This is a genomic window from Rodentibacter sp. JRC1 (assembly GCF_020521555.1).
GTDB lineage: Bacteria > Pseudomonadota > Gammaproteobacteria > Enterobacterales > Pasteurellaceae > Rodentibacter > Rodentibacter abscessus.
This window is the reverse complement of sequence record NZ_BPWA01000001.1, coordinates 1,191,603-1,207,132: the sequence shown is the minus strand read 5'-3', so window position 1 is coordinate 1,207,132 and position 15,530 is coordinate 1,191,603. Positions and strand designations below refer to the sequence as shown.

Below are 15,530 nucleotides of genomic sequence, written 5' to 3'. Positions count from 1 at the left end.
TTTACAATGCTTTTAACTATGTGGGGGCAGATAAATACGCCCCCCATATTTTATTTACATCAATAGTAGGAATGCTCCCCACGCTGATGTTCGGTAACATCTTTCGCACCTTTCAATTCATTTGGGAATAAACCGATTAGTTGTTTTTCAATTCCGTCTTTTAAGGTTACGTCCACCATTGAGCAACCGTTACACCCGCCACCGAATTGTAAAACAGCGTAACCGTCATCTGTAATTTCAATCAATGTAATACGCCCACCATGGCTCGCTAATTGTGGATTGATTTGGGTTTGAATAACATATTCGACACGCTCGATTAACGGTGCGTCATCCGCCACTTTACGCATTTTAGCATTTGGTGCTTTGAGGGTGAGCTGAGCCCCAAGCTCTTCCGTTACATAATCAATTTCCGCTTCTTCCAAAAACGGTAAACTCACTTCATCAATAAAAGCGGAAAAACCTTCATATTTTATTTCGGTATCATTTTCTTCTACCGCATTTGGTGGGCAGTAGGATACGCCGCATTCAGCGTTCGGTGTACCGGGATTCACCACAAAAATACGAATATTTGTCCCCTCTTCTTGAGTATCTAATAATTTACGAAAATGCGCTTGCGCCGCTTCCGAAATAATAATATTTTCCATAACATTCCTTAATACTTGAGAAAATTTGTCGGAGATGATACGCCTACCGCCGCATTTTTTCCACTTTTTTATCAGTATCATACTTATCGCTAATTCTGATTAAGCACGTGCCAATCCCCAAACTTGGATTTCCCGTACCCCTAATTTACGCAATTGTTTGGCGATTTCATTAAGCGTAGAACCGGTCGTGATCACATCATCTACCAATGCAATACGTTGATAAGGAAAAGGTTTAGAAAAATTCACCTTAAAAGCATTTTTTAAATTCTGACGGCGTGCGGCAGCGGTTAATCCACGCTGGGTAGGCGTATGTTTCACGCGTTTAACAATATGGGAGAAACAAGGAATTTCAAGCCACCTGCTTAATACTTTTGCTAATAAATCCGATTGATTATAGCCACGATGCCATTGACGAAAATGAGACAAGGGAACGGGAATAATAGCTTGAGGAAATTTTAAACCATGAGTACGCCTCGCCTCGTAAACCGCCAATAACAACAAACGTGCTAAAGTGCGGTCAAGCCAGAATTGTTTTTGAAATTTAAAACGATGAATGAGATAAGAAATCGGTTCATGATAATAGCCGACAACAACCATTCGATCCCACGCAGGTTCATTCCGCCGACAATTCCCGCAATGGCGGGAAAAATATTGCAGCGGCGCACCACAACTTCCGCAATAAATATAACGCCGAACTTGCCTTTGGCAGGTCGAACATAATCCGCTTGCACCTTGTTTTAGCGGTGACTGACACAACACACAACTAAACCGAAAAAATGTATCAACGAAAGATGACATTTTTGGTAAAAAGGTTTTGAATAAAATCATACTGACTTATCACCTCACAAGCGACAAAATTTCGCAAAATCCGACCGCACTTTACTTTCCCTTCCTGCTTTTCGTTTTTTGCTTCAAGCTTTCCAGGGTTTCGCCTTGCTTGAGAATATGAGGTGTAACAAAAATAACCAACTCACGCTTTTGATGGCGTTCACTTTCTTTACTAAACAATCGTTTCACCAACGGAATATCCCCCAGCACCGGTACTTTATCCACCGCTTTGGTGATAGTATCGTGAAACACACCGCCTAATACAATCGTTTCCCCGTCTTTCGCAAAAACTTGCGTATTGATTTCTTGTTTGTCGATAGATACCACTTCATTGTTTTGCTGCCCGTAAGATACTCGCTTACCCGGTGAATTTTGGCTAACTAACAAATCCAACAAAATATTGTTATCTTTGGAAATATGCGGCGTGACCTCAAGCCCTAGCACGGCCTCACGAAATTCCACCGTTTGCGTATCATTTTTGCCGCTTGTCACTACATAGGGAATTTCCGTTCCCTGTTTAATGCTTGCACTTTTCTTGTTAGTCGTCAGTAACCTTGGGCTGGCGATAATTTCTACATTATTTTCACGTTCAAGTGCGGTCAATTCCAAGTCTAATAATCGTCCGTTAATCTTTGCCACCTGTAAAGCAAGAGAACCTGCCGGTGTGGAATTGGTGGCGAAATTCACATTGAGATTATCCGTTAAATTAGCAAAACCATTTGCCGCTAAACTCCCACTTACTCTGTGTGTATTTTCCGTGGGAGTGAAAATCCCCCAACGTACGCCTAATTCTTTTAAACTTTCATCGCTAATCGTAACAATGCGTGCTTCAATAGCGATTTGTTCAATCGGTTTATCTAACTCTGCAATCAGTTTCAGCATATTTTTGACGGATTTTGCTTCATCTTGAATAATCAATAAATTGCTGCGATCATCAAAAGCAATGCTCCCTTGCGCAGATAACAGCGAACCGCTTCCCGTTGTAAGGGACTTCATCACCTCTAGAGCTTTGGCGAAATGTAATTTGACGGTACGGCTGATTAACATAGGCTCGCTCGGTTTCATTGCCTTAAAAGCTTCATTAGCGACCGCTTGTGATGTTTCCACATAGGCTGTTGCAAAAGTTTCACCCGTACTTCGTTTTCCCAAATAATAAATATCGTCTTCCACACGTAACGACAGCCCTTTCATTTTTGCCACCGAGCGCAGTATGCGATCAAAATCCACCTTGTCTAATTGCAAGGAAAGCGAACCCTCGATTTCATCATCGATAATCAAATTCGTTCCTTGCACTAAGGCTAATTCTTGCAAGCTTGAAACCATCGGGGCTTGTTTTAATCGAATGGAAAAAACTTGATTTTCCTTAAATTCCGCCATTGATGAAAAAGCACAACAAAAACACAGAAAAAATAGACCGCACTTTTTAAACTCACCTTTCATCTTTGCCCCTAAAACCTGACTTCCAACGCTTCCGTTTGCTCACACTGCCCTGCTTTTGCATGCAGTAGCACCACACCATCTTTGCTAATTTGTTGCAACAAATACCCCTCTTGTGCCAAACGATAACCTTGTTTGGCAACAATCAATTTTTGATTCGAATCCAAAAATAACGCTTCAGATGTATGCTTATAAAGCACCGCCCCCACCAATTTCAACTGCTCAAATGCACTTTCCGTGGCAAGAGAAGGCTCATTGAACACACATCTTGTTCGCTGTACTTTAGATTGAGATATTGCGTTGTCCGCCGATTGTCGCTGCAAGCGATCAAAAGGATCTGCGGCTATACTTTCTAAGCAAATAAGAAAACAAAGCCCTGCATAATAAAATCTTCGCACTCTCATTCCTCTCTTTTAAGTTGTAAAATGACATTGCTTTGCACTTGTCCACGCTCCGTTTTTTGCATTTCTAATTGCGCAAAAGAAAGCACCGCTTGTTGCTCTGAAAGTGCGGTTAAAAATTTATGTAAATTTTGAAAACGCCCTTCCAACTGAATATGTAAAATCGGGCGGCTTGAAAAATCCCATTGATAGTTCAATATCTCAGCCTCACCATTCAATAAATCGTTAATTTGCTGATCTAAAGCGATAATTTGTTTCGTGAGCATTGGGGATAATTCGTGCCGATCAGAATGCCGTTTCAGCGCAACAAGCAATTTTTCCTGATGCGCCAATTCTGCCGATTGTTGTTTCACTTCCAACTTCATTCTTTGCAATTGTTGATAATCCTGCCAATAATCCAAAATGGCAGAAAAATTGACCGCACTTAGGCAAACGACAAAAAATGCCCAATGATAAATTTTCGGTAACGCCAACCATTTTTCGATGAAAGCGATACGATGTTTAATAAGAGATTTCATTTTTCACCCGCTTCGATTTCCGAAATCTCAAATTGAAAAAACAAATGCCCTTGCTCCGGCTTAAATTGCGTGAGTTTGAGCGAACCAAAATGTGCACTCAAAAATTCACGGAACACTTCAAATTCAGCTTGTTCGGTGCAAAATCCATTGAACCGAATCCCTTCTTTATTGAAATGAAAAGATTCCAGCTCTCCCTGTTGAAAAGGAAATTGAGGTAACAGCGTCAGAATCTGCTCAACAGATTTAGATGTTAGCGCTTGCAATTCGGTAACATTCTGCATAAGTTGCTTGATTTGAGCGGTTTGCCGAACGAGTTGTACCAATTGATTTTTCTGTCGCTCAAAAGTTTGTAGCCGTACATTTAATGCTTCTTTCTGTTGCTGCTGGAACCAAGAAATCCCCACCCATAAAAATAATGCCAAAACCAATATCACAACCGTTCGAATAAAAAACAGAAATAGCAATTGCCGATATTGTTCTAATCGCCAAGGCAATAAATTAACCCCATTCATTGAAGTTCTCACTTAAAAGTGCGGTTGAAAATCCGCTGAATTTTGATGTAAATCCATTTGCCAAAGTGCGTTTCCAAGCGCAATAAAAGGAAATTGAGTCTTCACTCTTTGCCAGTTTTCAGGCAAGTCGGTTTGTGTAATATTCTCTGCTTGATAAACGTAAATATGCTCAATCTCAGGTTCAAAACGTTGGCAAAATTGCTCGTAAAGTGCGGTTAAATTTTCTGATGTTTGTAATAATTGTTGCTGATGAAACGATTCCATTATTGCAAAACAATAAGTTTCGTCTTGATATAGATATAAGGAATTGTCACGATCTTCGCCTAAAATAAAACGAAATGCGCGCAAAATAGCGTAATGTGTAATATCCAATATACCCAACGACAATTGTCCATAATCCTTTTGCACTTCATTTACCACTTGTCGGCGTATTGCGTGAATATCCAATCGAAAGCCTTGTTTTAAGGGTGTTGAAGTGTAATCAAACCAAAGTTCTTCAAGAGGTATCGGCAATTCTTTTTGCAAGACAAAATGGCATTGTTGCTCACATTCTTGCGCATTCAATGTATGAGGTAAAAGTAAGGTTTTCGACCAAGTAAGATGAGGGGAAATGCTTCCGACCAAGCGAAAGTTAACATTATTTTGTGAAAAATTTTGTGCCAAACGCACCATAAGTGCGCTTTCAATATAATGTTCTTCTGCCGATAGGCAAAGAAATTGAACTTGTTGTGCAGTATTCAGCCAAACAAACTGAAATTGATTCTGCAGCCGATGCACACCAATTTGCAAAGTTTTCCGTTTTTTATAAAGCATTGGCATACGCTTTTCCTATTATTTAGGTGATGAATCTTTTATACTTAGCTGCCAAATCATAATGTGATTTTATTTATTATCATCAATCAAGAGAGAATTTTACGATGCGGATCGCAAAATTAGTATTAAGTAGCCTATTAACCTTATGCATTTTAAGCTTGGTGGCGGGTGGTCTCCTTTATTTTCACCTAAAATCCGAATTACCTTCAGTAGAAAGCTTAAAAACCGTTGAATTGCAACAGCCAATGCAAATTTATACGGCTGACGGTAAATTAATCGGTGAAGTGGGGGAACAACGCCGTATTCCTGTGAAATTAGAAAATGTGCCGAAACGTTTGGTTGAAGCCTTTTTAGCCACTGAAGATAGCCGTTTTTATGATCATCACGGTTTGGATCCGATAGGAATCGGGCGGGCATTATTTGTTGCTATAAGCAACGGTGGTGCCTCGCAAGGCGCAAGTACGATTACTCAACAATTAGCCCGTAATTTCTTTTTAACACCGGAAAAAACGCTCGTACGTAAAGCGCGTGAAGCGGTGCTTGCCATTGAAATTGAAAACGCTTTAAACAAGCAGGAAATTTTAGAGCTTTACTTAAATAAAATTTTCTTAGGTTATCGCTCTTACGGGGTAGCGGCGGCGGCACAAACTTATTTTGGCAAATCCCTTGATGAACTCACTTTATCCGAAATGGCAGTTATCGCCGGTTTACCCAAAGCCCCGTCCACAATGAATCCTTTATATTCACCGAAACGTGCCGAAGAACGCCGAAACGTGGTGCTATCACGTATGTTGGATGAAAAATATATTACCAAAGAAGAATATGACGCTGCAGTCAAAGAACCGATTGTCGCCAGCTACCACGGTGCAAAATTTGATTTTCGTGCGGATTATGTCACGGAAATGGTACGCCAAGAAATGGTGAAACGCTTCGGTGAAGAAGATGCTTATACCCGCGGTTATAAAGTATTCACTACCGTACTTTCTAAAGATCAAGCGGAAGCACAAAAAGCGGTACGTAATAACTTAATCGACTACGATATGCGCCATGGTTGGCGTGGCGGTGCACCCCTGTGGAAAAAGAATGAAGCGGTTTGGGATAATGAACGTATTATCGCTTTCCTGAAAAAACTTCCTAATTCCGAGCCTTTTATTCCCGCAGCCGTATTGAATACCGGTAAAAATGGGGCGGAATTATTATTGGTCTCTGGTGAAAAAATGTCGCTTTCCAATAGTGCAATGCGTTGGACAGGACGCTCAAATCCGGTGAGAATCGGTGAACAAATTTGGATTCGTCAGCGTAATAACGGTGAATGGGTGTTAGGTCAAATTCCTGCGGCAAACTCAGCGTTGGTTTCATTAAACGCCGATAACGGTGCAATTGAAGCGCTTGTGGGAGGTTTTAGTTATGAACAAAGTAAGTTTAACCGAGCGACACAATCCTTGGTTCAAGTCGGTTCTTCCATTAAACCTTTTATTTATGCTGCCGCATTAGAAAAAGGTTTAACCCTCTCAAGCGTCTTACAGGATAGTCCGATTTCAATTGCGAAACCGGGGCAGCCCGTTTGGAATCCGAAAAATTCACCGGATCGTTACGATGGCCCTATGCGTTTACGTGTGGGGTTAGGACAATCGAAAAATATGATCGCCATTCGTGCATTACAAACGGCAGGCATTGGATTTACCGCAGACTTCCTGCAACGATTTGGATTTCAACGGGAGCAATATTTTGCCAGTGAAGCATTAGCTCTGGGTGCGGCGTCATTCACACCGCTTGAAATGGCTCGCGCTTATGCGGTATTTGATAACGGCGGTTTCTTGATCGATCCCTATATTATCGAAAAAATCCAAGACAATACCGGTAAAGATTTATTTGTTGCAAACCCGAAAATCGCTTGTATTACCTGTCATAATATTCCGGTGGTTTATGGAGAAACGAAAGACAAAATCGATGGTTTCCAAAACATTGCCAAGCCGGATGATTTAAAAACGGCAAAAGGCAATTCAAACACTGACACGGAAGAAGATGTTCAACCTGAAAACGTACCTGATTTACCTGAATTACAAGCACAAGGCGGCGCATTAAATGAAGGTGAGGTTGATTTAATGGCAAATGCCAAAGACGGCACATCGAAAATAGAATACGCTCCACGCGTCATCAGCGGCGAGCTTGCTTTCTTAATTCGCAGCGCCTTGAATACCGCTATTTACGGTGAACAAGGTTTAAGCTGGAAAGGCACAAGTTGGAGGATGTCAAAAGAAATTAAGCAGCGTAGCGATGTCGGCGGTAAAACCGGTACGACTAACAGCTCAAAAGTTGCGTGGTATGCAGGTTTCGGGGCAAACCTTGTTACCACCACTTATGTCGGCTTTGATGATAATAAGCGTGTATTAGGGCGCGGCGAATCCGGCGGTAAAACCGCGATGCCGGTATGGATTGCTTATATGAAAGTTGCGCTCTCCGATATTCCGGAACGGAAACTTGATTTACCACCCAATATTATGGAAAAAAGCATTGATAGCAATTCCGGCTTACTTTCAGAATACGGCGGACGTAAAGAATACTTTATCGTAGGTACCGAACCTAAACGTACCTATGCGGCAGAAATGCTCGAACGCGGATATTATGTTCCGCCTGAACTACAACAACGTTTAAACGGCGGTACGGATAAAATTCAAGATGCGATGCCGGCGACACAACCGGAAGAATTATTCTAATCATCACAAAAGTGCGGTTAATTTTGACCGCACTTTTTAACTCAAGAGGCAAACTATGCTTAGTTATCGTCATTCTTTTCATGCAGGCAACCATGCCGATGTATTAAAACATATTGTTTTAATGCTGATTTTGGAAAATCTGAAATTGAAAGAAAAAGGTTTTTATTATTTAGATACCCATTCAGGCGTGGGACGTTATCGCTTATCTTCAAACGAGGCGGAAAAAACCGGAGAATATAAAGAGGGCATCGGGAGATTATGGGAACAAACGGATTTACCCGAAGAAATTAAGCGTTACGTGGATTTAATTAAGAAACTCAACTATGGCGGAAAAGAGTTGCGTTATTACGCCGGCTCACCAATGATTGCAGCACAATTATTACGCCCGCAAGATCGCGCCTTATTAACAGAATTACACCCGAGCGACTTTCCCCTGTTACGTAATAATTTTAAAGAATTTAAAAATATCGCAGTAAAATGCGATAACGGCTTCCAACAGGTAAAAGCAACTTTACCGCCAAAGGAGCGCAGAGGGTTAATACTCATCGATCCGCCCTATGAACTCAAAGAGGATTACGATTTAGTGGTGAAAGCCGTTGAAGAGGGCTATAAACGTTTTGCAACCGGCACTTACGCTATTTGGTATCCTGTCGTGTTACGCCAACAAACCAAACGTATTTTTAAAGGTTTGGAAACCACCGGTATCCGCAAAATTTTGAAAATTGAATTAGCGGTTCGTCCTGATAGCGCTCAACGAGGTATGACGGCAAGCGGTATGATTGTTATTAATCCGCCTTGGACATTAGAGCCGGAGATGAAAACTATCTTGCCTTATTTGGTAAAAACTTTGGTTCCGGAGGGAACGGGCAGCTGGACGGTGGAATGGATTACGCCGGAATAAAATAATGTGAAATTTAACCGCACTTTGAATACAAAAAATCCCGATCTTCATCGGGATTTTTTATTACTCGGATTGAGCCATCGCTTTCAATTTTTCAATGGCTTCTTTATTAAAGAAGTAATGCGTACCACAACATTCGCATTGCATATCAATACTCCCCTTATGCTCTTCTAAGATTTCGTCAATTTCAGCATCGGGAATTAAAAGTAATGCAGCCCCCGAACGCTCTGCCGAACAACCACAGAAAAATTGAATTTCTTGAGGTTCATAAACTTCTACCGTTTCCTCATGATACAAACGGTAAAGCATTTCTTCTGCCGACAATCCAAATAGTTCCTCATTTTTTGCTGTTGCCGCTAACGTCGCAAGATGCTCAAAATCATCGGGAGATCCTTCACCATCCGGCATAATTTGTAACAACATACCGGCAGCAACCGGTTTACCCTCATATTCACCGGTGCGAATAATAAGCTGGGTTTGCAATTGTTCGGAACGGGCAAAATAATCTTCTAAACATTCGGTAATGGTTGGTTTATCTAAGCCGATAACACCCTGATAACGCTCCCCTTCTTTCGGTGCGATAGTAATCACCAACACACCCTTACCAATCATTTCATGTAAACCCATTTCATTAGAAATTTTACCTTCTACACGAGCGAGCGCACGAATTTGTTGCTGATCATTGCCATTCACTAAAGCAAGGCGAAGTGGCCCATCACCTTGAATTTGAACAGTGATGTTACCCTCAAATTTTAAAGTCGCAGTTAATAAAGTGGTCGCCACCATCATTTCACCGAGTAAATTTTGCACCGGCTGTGGATAATGATGAGTATTTAAGGTATCCGTAAAACTTTGATTCAAACGAACCCATTCACCGCGCACGGCTCGATTTTGAAAAAGATAACGATAGAGTTTGTCATTGTCTTGAGTGTAATTCATCAGTTTTTTCCTGTTAAAAATGAAGTAAAAAGTGCGGTTATAATAGTGAATTAAATTGACCGCACTTTCAACGTGGCTGTATTATGGGGACGTTTAAACCAATTACAACCCCAAAGAAAAAGCGAGCCGTTTCCGGCTCGCCTTAAAATATAGATAGGGTTAAACGATAATTACCAATATGCGCGTAAACCTACCAATGCGGCATAATCACGTTGTTTCACGTTTTCTGCATGCGCAAGATTTCTTACTCGAACCACTTTACCTTCCACAAAAGGTTTCAGCTTAATGCTTCCGTTTTTGTAAACATAATATTCGGTACCGAGCATAACTTCACTACGTTTTTCCGTTGCTGCCGGAGTAGTGGTATCTTTTAATTTTTTATGACGATAAGCATACATTGCGTAAGCGTTCCAATCTTCGTTTAATGCTTGGAACACCACTGCGCGCGCTTCATATTCTGCACGTTTTATACCATTGCCGAAAGAATTTGAAAGGTTTGAGGTATTTCTATGTTCTAGATCTAAACCTAATGTGGTGTGATCAAAACGGTATGCATTACCAAATGAATAAGCGGTTACTTGACGACCATTTTCAAAAGTTTCACGAAAAAAACCGGCTGCCGTTGTCCAATCTTGTAAATCATCAATATTGTATTTATAAACTGCGCCGCCACCCCATACATGATTACGATTCGGATTAATACTTAAACCTTGTGTATTACGCGGGCTGGTTGCACCGTAATAAGCACCGAATTTCAAATTAGGAACGATGCCGTTACGATTTGTATATTGAATAACGCGACGTGAACTACTATTCAACAAACCATCACTTAAGCTATAAGTATTCGGTAAATCGGTTTGTTTGATCTCGTCCGTGAAAACCGTCATATTACCGTAAACCAATTCACCATAGGTTTTATGACCAAAACCTGCATAAAGTTGACGGGTATAAATACGACCGAAGTTATTATGACGATTACTTGCCAGATTCGGTTCAGCACTGTTGCCTCTTGCCTCAGTGGTGCGGAAACGCCATTCTACACGACCGATTGCATAAAAATCATTTCCTAAATTTTGTTTAATTTTAAAGCCGAAACGTGAACCGTTATTATCAATATCACCGTGTGAGATATTTTTTGAACGCGTCGTATCGTCAGGATTTGTGACTTTAGAATTAATATTCTCCCATTTCAAACGGGCGGAACCGCTGAAATCAATTTCAGTACCGGTTTCTTCAATATTAAATTTATAAGCTTGTGCAGAGCCTGCTGCGAATACAGCCGCAGTTAACGCAAGAAGTGCTTTTTTCATAATGCTTCCCTTATAAAGAGTAAAAATAAAATTGAACTTTTGGAAGTCTATCTATTCGTGCTTGATGAATCAAGCGATTTTTAGCATAGCATATAACTTAAAAGCATTAGAATTTTAGCTGAGGATCGAATTTAATTGCTCAAAAACCCGTTCTGCCGAAATCTGGCTCATCGATTTTGCCGATAAATGATACTGATTATTACCATAACAACCGATTAATTTAGGATCTGTTGAGCCATAAAGCGTAATATTAGGTTTATCCAATGCTGCGGTTAAATGGGCTAATCCGGTATCAACGGAAACCACTACTTTTGCCCCCACAATTTGCTGTGCAAGTTCCGTTAAAGACAAACTCGGCAAGACTAATACATTATCTTTTCCATAGGCTAGACGTTCCGCTCGGGCTTTCTCCTTTTCATTCCCCCAAGGTAAACGAATATCAAAAGAAAGTGCGGTTAATTTTTCGATTAATTTTTGCCATTCCGATTCCAACCAATGCTTATCTTCACGGGTTGTGGAATGAATAAAAATCACATAAGGGCGAGATGATACTTCAGAAACAAAATGCATCGCAATGCCATAATCCCCCTGTGTTTGGGGCAATGAATACCCTAAACTTAGCGCAAAAAGCCGGCGAATACGCTCAACGGCATGTTGCTGATAAGAAATCGCATATTTTTTATCGTAGAAAAAGGAAGCCACAGGCTCACGAATGCTGTGGCGATCATAGCCACACTTCACACCATTCGCTAAACGGGTTGCGAAAAAAGCACTTTTGAATAACCCTTGAGCATCAATCACCGCATCATATTGCGCTTGCTTGAGCAAAGTGCGGTAGTTTTTCCATTCATTTCGGGTTTGCGAAGAAAACGGAGATTTACGCCAACGGCGCAATGCAATCGGGATAACACGGCGAACCGCCGAATGCCATTGGGGAATTTCGGCAAAATTTTCTTCCACCACCCAATCAATCTGTAAATCGGAAATCACCTGTTGTGCATCCGTCAATGCCGGCAAAGTATGAATCACATCCCCCATTGATGAGGTTTTAACCAAACATATTTTCATTTAATATCTAATAACTGTTTTAATTTTTCTATCACCATTTCAGGCGTAATATCAATTAAACTTTGATGATAACCTTCCGCACTATCTTTACTTTTACGTACTTTAATGAGATCCCCCTCAATTAAGCGGATGATCACCGCTTTATCGGACAACGGCGGCGTATAAGTCGGGCTGGTAGGCCCATAAACGGCAATCAGCGGACGATCCGTTGCAGCAGCAATATGCATCAAACCGCTATCATTGGTGACAACCGCCGTGCAATTTGCAATTAAATCTACCGCTTGGGTTAAATTCGTTTGCCCCGCCAGATTTAAGCAAAAGGTTTGCTGTTCTTGTGATAATGATTGGCGAATTTGCTCACCGACTTCCACATCTTTCAGAGAACCGAATAATTCCACGGCATAGCCTTCTGCAATTAACATCTCGGCGAGTTTGGCATAATGATAATGCGGCCAACGTTTTGCCGGTCCGAATTCTGCACCGGGGCAAAAACCAATAATCGGACGTTCACCCAAAAGTGCGGTCTGTTTTTCAAAAGTTTTTAATGTTTCGGCTTGCTGTGTTGCATTCACCGTTAAATAAGGCGTTAGTACCGGAATATTTTCTGCCGTTGGCACAGTGTTTTTATCAAAGGCTAAGGCAACATAACGTTGAACCATCATTGGGTAATCTTTTTTATTGGTTCGTAAATCATTTAACAGGATGTAACGACTTTCCCCTTTCCAACCTCGACGAAGGGCAATTTTGGCAAAGAAAGGAATAAATGCCGATTTCAATGAATTAGGCAAAATAATCGCCATATCATACTGATCGCGCAATGATTTGCCTAAACGATAACGTGTGCCGAGCTCAAATGCCCCATGTCCAAGCGGCATTTCAATGGCTTTACGCACCTCCGGCATACGGGCGAGTAAAGGTTTACACCAATTGGGTGCCATTACATCAATCTGACAATCGGGATATTGAATTTTTAATTGTTGATATAAGCTATGCGACATCATCATATCGCCAACCCAAGAAGGGCCAATAATTAAGATATTCATACATTGCCTTATGGAAAAGTGCGGTAAAAAAACACTTTGAATTTTAACCGCACTTGATAGAAGAAAGAATAGAAGTTAGCCTGAGATTATTTTCTGTTTAACCACGACATATATTCCGCTACACCTTCTGCCACCGTTTTAAACGGTTTATCATAACCCGTTGCGCGTAATTTGGTTAGATCCGCTTGGGTATATTCTTGATAACGGGATTTTAAATGTTCAGGGAACGGAATGGTTTCAATCTCACCTTTACCATGGAATTTTACCACCGCATCCGCAACGGCGCGGAAACTTTCCGCATTGCCCGTGCCTAAATTATAAATGCCTGAAACGCCATTTTGCCAACACCAAATATTGACTGCTGCAACATCACCGACATACACGAAATCACGGCGGAAATTTTCACTACCGGCAAACAATTTCGGATTCTCACCTTTTAAGATTTGATTATTTAAATGGAATGCCACGCTCGCCATTGATCCTTTGTGATTTTCACGTGGCCCATATACGTTGAAATAACGGAAACCGCAAACCGGCGATGTTACTTCCGGTAAAATTCTACGGACATATTGATCAAACAAAAACTTAGAATAACCGTACACATTCAAAGGGCCCTCAAATTCACGTTCTTCACGGAAAACCTTGGTATCACCATAAGTTGCCGCACTTGAGGCATAAAAGAACGGAATTTCACGATCAAGACAGTAATGTAACAACTCTTTAGAATATTCATAGTTGTTGTGCATAATGTATTTTCCGTCCCATTCTGTAGTCGCAGAACAGGCCCCCTCGTGGAATACGGCATCAATTTCACCAAATTCGTCGCCGGCAATAATAGAAGCGATAAAATCGTCTTTATCACAATAATCCGCAATATCTAAATCCACTAAATTAGTAAATTTTGTTCCGTCTTTTAAGTTATCTACGACTAAAGTATCTGCGCGTCCCAAATCATTTAACGCTTTTACAATATTACTACCAATAAATCCTGCGCCACCTGTTACGATAATCATAATGTCGTCTCCTTTGTAATAAATACTGTGTATTGTAATAGATTTTAAGGTAAAAAACTCTCTTTAATCAAAAAACCGGGTTAAAAACAACCGCACTTTTAACCCCCAATAGCTTGTCCAACCGGTTGTCGCCAAATCCATTTTTCCTTTATTAAGAATAATGATTGTTGGTGTCACATTCACCTCCCACTGACGGGCAATTATTCCCTTAGGATCATTCACCGTTGTAAAATCATACTGATGCTCCTTCAAATAATCGGCAACTTGCGTCTCATCACCGGAGTTTAATGCAACAGATACAACCGGATACCCTTCCTTCGCCAAAGTATTAATCGCCGGTGAAGTGTAGCGACAGTAACCACACCAAGTTCCCCAAAAATAAATCACTGTAGGCTGCTTTTGGGCAAGCTCAGAAAGAGAAAAAGTGCGTCCTTGAAGATCGCGCAACAGGCTTGTATTCACATTTTGAGGTATTGTGGGGCGACGAATAAAATCAATCGCCACACTCATTACAATCAATGTAAGCACAAGTGAAAATCCGTTTTTTATCCACTTTTTTAGTTTCATCACATCTCACCTAAATAAAATTTAGACGAATTGTAATTGATTGGAAAAGTGCGGTCAAAAATCGACAGATTTTGGTATCATATCGCCGACTTCCACAAAAATATAAGGAGAAAACATGGATAGTAAAGCGCTCGCTCAATATATTGATCATACTGCGCTCACCGCCGAAAAAACAGAACAAGATATTATCACTCTTTGTAATGAAGCCATTCAATATGGGTTCTATTCTGTTTGTATTAACTCAGGCTATATTCCCCTCGCCAAAGAAAAATTAGACGGAACAAAAGTTAAGATTTGTACGGTTGTCGGATTTCCGCTTGGCGCAAATCTCACTTCCGTTAAAGCATTTGAAACGAAAGAAGCGATCAAAGCCGGTGCAACCGAAATAGATATGGTGATTAATGTGGGCTGGATCAAATCAGGTAAATGGGATGCAGTGAAACAAGACATTCAGTCCGTCTTTGAAAGCTGTGCCGGAATACCTCTAAAAGTCATTTTAGAAACCTGCCTACTGACAAAAGAGGAAGTCATCAAAGCTTGTGAAATCTGTAAAGCAATCGGTGTCGCTTTTGTCAAAACCTCAACAGGCTTTAGCAAAGGTGGGGCAACGGTTGAAGACGTTGCTTTAATGAAACAAATCGTAGGCGATATCGGCGTAAAAGCATCCGGTGGTGTTCGCGATACCGAAACCGCATTGGCAATGATTAAAGCCGGCGCAACCCGAATTGGAGCAAGTGCAGGCATTTCGATTATTGGGCATTCTAACGAAGTGAAAAGTGATTATTAATCAATAATAAATTGGTAGAGAATAAACTCTGC

Annotated in this window: 16 protein-coding genes; 3 read left to right on the top strand and 13 right to left on the bottom strand. The window is 40.9% G+C overall.

Annotated elements, in window-relative coordinates:
* Positions 1-59 precede the first annotated feature (59 nt).
* From nfuA to HEMROJRC1_RS05470, 7 genes are all read right to left on the bottom strand, one after another.
* Positions 60-644 carry a Fe-S biogenesis protein NfuA gene (gene nfuA / locus HEMROJRC1_RS05500; protein ID WP_226691998.1) on the bottom strand — a complete coding sequence of 195 codons (585 nt, stop codon included), beginning with the start codon at positions 642-644 and terminating at the stop codon, positions 60-62.
* A gap of 99 nt (positions 645-743) precedes the next feature.
* Positions 744-1,472: a double zinc ribbon domain-containing protein gene (locus HEMROJRC1_RS05495; RefSeq protein WP_226691997.1), complete on the bottom strand. Its 729-nt coding sequence runs from the start codon at positions 1,470-1,472 to the stop codon at positions 744-746.
* Positions 1,473-1,523: 51 nt separating this feature from the next.
* A complete protein-coding gene (locus tag HEMROJRC1_RS05490) occupies positions 1,524-2,912 on the bottom strand; it encodes a type IV pilus secretin PilQ (protein WP_226691996.1) in 1,389 nt (462 codons plus the stop codon).
* Positions 2,913-2,920: 8 nt separating this feature from the next.
* Entirely contained in the window at positions 2,921-3,307 is a 387-nt protein-coding gene (locus tag HEMROJRC1_RS05485) for a hypothetical protein (protein WP_226691995.1), read from the bottom strand.
* Positions 3,308-3,309: 2 nt separating this feature from the next.
* The gene (locus HEMROJRC1_RS05480; RefSeq protein WP_226691994.1) at positions 3,310-3,828 is read right to left on the bottom strand and encodes a hypothetical protein; all 519 of its coding nucleotides are present in this window, start codon (positions 3,826-3,828) and stop codon (positions 3,310-3,312) included.
* A complete protein-coding gene (locus HEMROJRC1_RS05475; RefSeq protein WP_226691993.1) occupies positions 3,825-4,340 on the bottom strand; it encodes a PilN domain-containing protein in 516 nt (171 codons plus the stop codon). Before HEMROJRC1_RS05475 ends, HEMROJRC1_RS05480 begins: the two co-directional genes overlap by 4 nt.
* A gap of 12 nt (positions 4,341-4,352) precedes the next feature.
* Positions 4,353-5,159 carry a competence protein ComA gene (locus tag HEMROJRC1_RS05470; protein WP_226691992.1) on the bottom strand — a complete coding sequence of 269 codons (807 nt, stop codon included), beginning with the start codon at positions 5,157-5,159 and terminating at the stop codon, positions 4,353-4,355.
* A 98-nt stretch (positions 5,160-5,257) separates the two neighbouring features.
* Here HEMROJRC1_RS05470 and HEMROJRC1_RS05465 point away from each other — a divergent pair, with 98 nt between their 5' ends.
* Positions 5,258-7,870: a penicillin-binding protein 1A gene (locus HEMROJRC1_RS05465; RefSeq protein WP_226691991.1), complete on the top strand. Its 2,613-nt coding sequence runs from the start codon at positions 5,258-5,260 to the stop codon at positions 7,868-7,870.
* A 55-nt stretch (positions 7,871-7,925) separates the two neighbouring features.
* Positions 7,926-8,771 (top strand): 23S rRNA (adenine(2030)-N(6))-methyltransferase RlmJ, encoded by an 846-nt coding sequence (locus HEMROJRC1_RS05460; RefSeq protein ID WP_226691990.1) that lies wholly within the window; start codon positions 7,926-7,928, stop codon positions 8,769-8,771.
* A 63-nt stretch (positions 8,772-8,834) separates the two neighbouring features.
* On the opposite strand, the gene hslO is transcribed toward HEMROJRC1_RS05460, so the two are convergent.
* From hslO to HEMROJRC1_RS05430, 6 genes are all read right to left on the bottom strand, one after another.
* Positions 8,835-9,710, bottom strand: a complete 876-nt coding sequence (gene hslO / locus HEMROJRC1_RS05455; RefSeq protein ID WP_226691989.1) for an Hsp33 family molecular chaperone HslO — start codon at positions 9,708-9,710, stop codon at positions 8,835-8,837.
* A gap of 170 nt (positions 9,711-9,880) precedes the next feature.
* Complete coding sequence (locus HEMROJRC1_RS05450; RefSeq protein WP_226691988.1) at positions 9,881-11,020, bottom strand: porin; 1,140 nt, start codon at positions 11,018-11,020, stop codon at positions 9,881-9,883.
* Positions 11,021-11,134: 114 nt separating this feature from the next.
* The gene (rfaC, locus tag HEMROJRC1_RS05445) at positions 11,135-12,088 is read right to left on the bottom strand and encodes a lipopolysaccharide heptosyltransferase RfaC (RefSeq protein WP_226691987.1); all 954 of its coding nucleotides are present in this window, start codon (positions 12,086-12,088) and stop codon (positions 11,135-11,137) included.
* On the bottom strand, positions 12,085-13,131 hold the full coding sequence (gene waaF / locus HEMROJRC1_RS05440; protein WP_226691986.1) for a lipopolysaccharide heptosyltransferase II: 1,047 nt from the start codon (positions 13,129-13,131) through the stop codon (positions 12,085-12,087). The genes rfaC and waaF overlap by 4 nt, the downstream gene beginning before the upstream one ends.
* A gap of 86 nt (positions 13,132-13,217) precedes the next feature.
* Positions 13,218-14,144: an ADP-glyceromanno-heptose 6-epimerase gene (gene rfaD / locus HEMROJRC1_RS05435; protein ID WP_226691985.1), complete on the bottom strand. Its 927-nt coding sequence runs from the start codon at positions 14,142-14,144 to the stop codon at positions 13,218-13,220.
* 63 nt (positions 14,145-14,207) lie between these two features.
* Complete coding sequence (locus HEMROJRC1_RS05430; protein ID WP_226691984.1) at positions 14,208-14,711, bottom strand: protein disulfide oxidoreductase; 504 nt, start codon at positions 14,709-14,711, stop codon at positions 14,208-14,210.
* A gap of 115 nt (positions 14,712-14,826) precedes the next feature.
* On the opposite strand from HEMROJRC1_RS05430, the gene deoC reads away from it, so the two are divergent.
* Positions 14,827-15,498 (top strand): deoxyribose-phosphate aldolase, encoded by a 672-nt coding sequence (gene deoC, locus HEMROJRC1_RS05425; protein ID WP_226691983.1) that lies wholly within the window; start codon positions 14,827-14,829, stop codon positions 15,496-15,498.
* The last annotated feature ends 32 nt before the right edge of the window (positions 15,499-15,530 follow it).

What these genes read in the sequence shown, in the direction of transcription:
- nfuA (WP_226691998.1), bottom strand. Translation starts at nt 644, where the DNA reads ATGGAAAATATTATTATTTCGGAAGCGGCGCAAGCGCATTTTCGTAAA.
- HEMROJRC1_RS05495 (WP_226691997.1), bottom strand. Translation starts at nt 1,472, where the DNA reads ATGATTTTATTCAAAACCTTTTTACCAAAAATGTCATCTTTCGTTGAT.
- HEMROJRC1_RS05490 (WP_226691996.1), bottom strand. Translation starts at nt 2,912, where the DNA reads ATGAAAGGTGAGTTTAAAAAGTGCGGTCTATTTTTTCTGTGTTTTTGT.
- HEMROJRC1_RS05480 (WP_226691994.1), bottom strand. Translation starts at nt 3,828, where the DNA reads ATGAAATCTCTTATTAAACATCGTATCGCTTTCATCGAAAAATGGTTG.
- HEMROJRC1_RS05475 (WP_226691993.1), bottom strand. Translation starts at nt 4,340, where the DNA reads ATGAATGGGGTTAATTTATTGCCTTGGCGATTAGAACAATATCGGCAA.
- HEMROJRC1_RS05470 (WP_226691992.1), bottom strand. Translation starts at nt 5,159, where the DNA reads ATGCCAATGCTTTATAAAAAACGGAAAACTTTGCAAATTGGTGTGCAT.
- HEMROJRC1_RS05465 (WP_226691991.1), top strand. Translation starts at nt 5,258, where the DNA reads ATGCGGATCGCAAAATTAGTATTAAGTAGCCTATTAACCTTATGCATT.
- HEMROJRC1_RS05460 (WP_226691990.1), top strand. Translation starts at nt 7,926, where the DNA reads ATGCTTAGTTATCGTCATTCTTTTCATGCAGGCAACCATGCCGATGTA.
- hslO (WP_226691989.1), bottom strand. Translation starts at nt 9,710, where the DNA reads ATGAATTACACTCAAGACAATGACAAACTCTATCGTTATCTTTTTCAA.
- HEMROJRC1_RS05450 (WP_226691988.1), bottom strand. Translation starts at nt 11,020, where the DNA reads ATGAAAAAAGCACTTCTTGCGTTAACTGCGGCTGTATTCGCAGCAGGC.
- rfaC (WP_226691987.1), bottom strand. Translation starts at nt 12,088, where the DNA reads ATGAAAATATGTTTGGTTAAAACCTCATCAATGGGGGATGTGATTCAT.
- waaF (WP_226691986.1), bottom strand. Translation starts at nt 13,131, where the DNA reads ATGAATATCTTAATTATTGGCCCTTCTTGGGTTGGCGATATGATGATG.
- rfaD (WP_226691985.1), bottom strand. Translation starts at nt 14,144, where the DNA reads ATGATTATCGTAACAGGTGGCGCAGGATTTATTGGTAGTAATATTGTA.
- HEMROJRC1_RS05430 (WP_226691984.1), bottom strand. Translation starts at nt 14,711, where the DNA reads ATGAAACTAAAAAAGTGGATAAAAAACGGATTTTCACTTGTGCTTACA.
- deoC (WP_226691983.1), top strand. Translation starts at nt 14,827, where the DNA reads ATGGATAGTAAAGCGCTCGCTCAATATATTGATCATACTGCGCTCACC.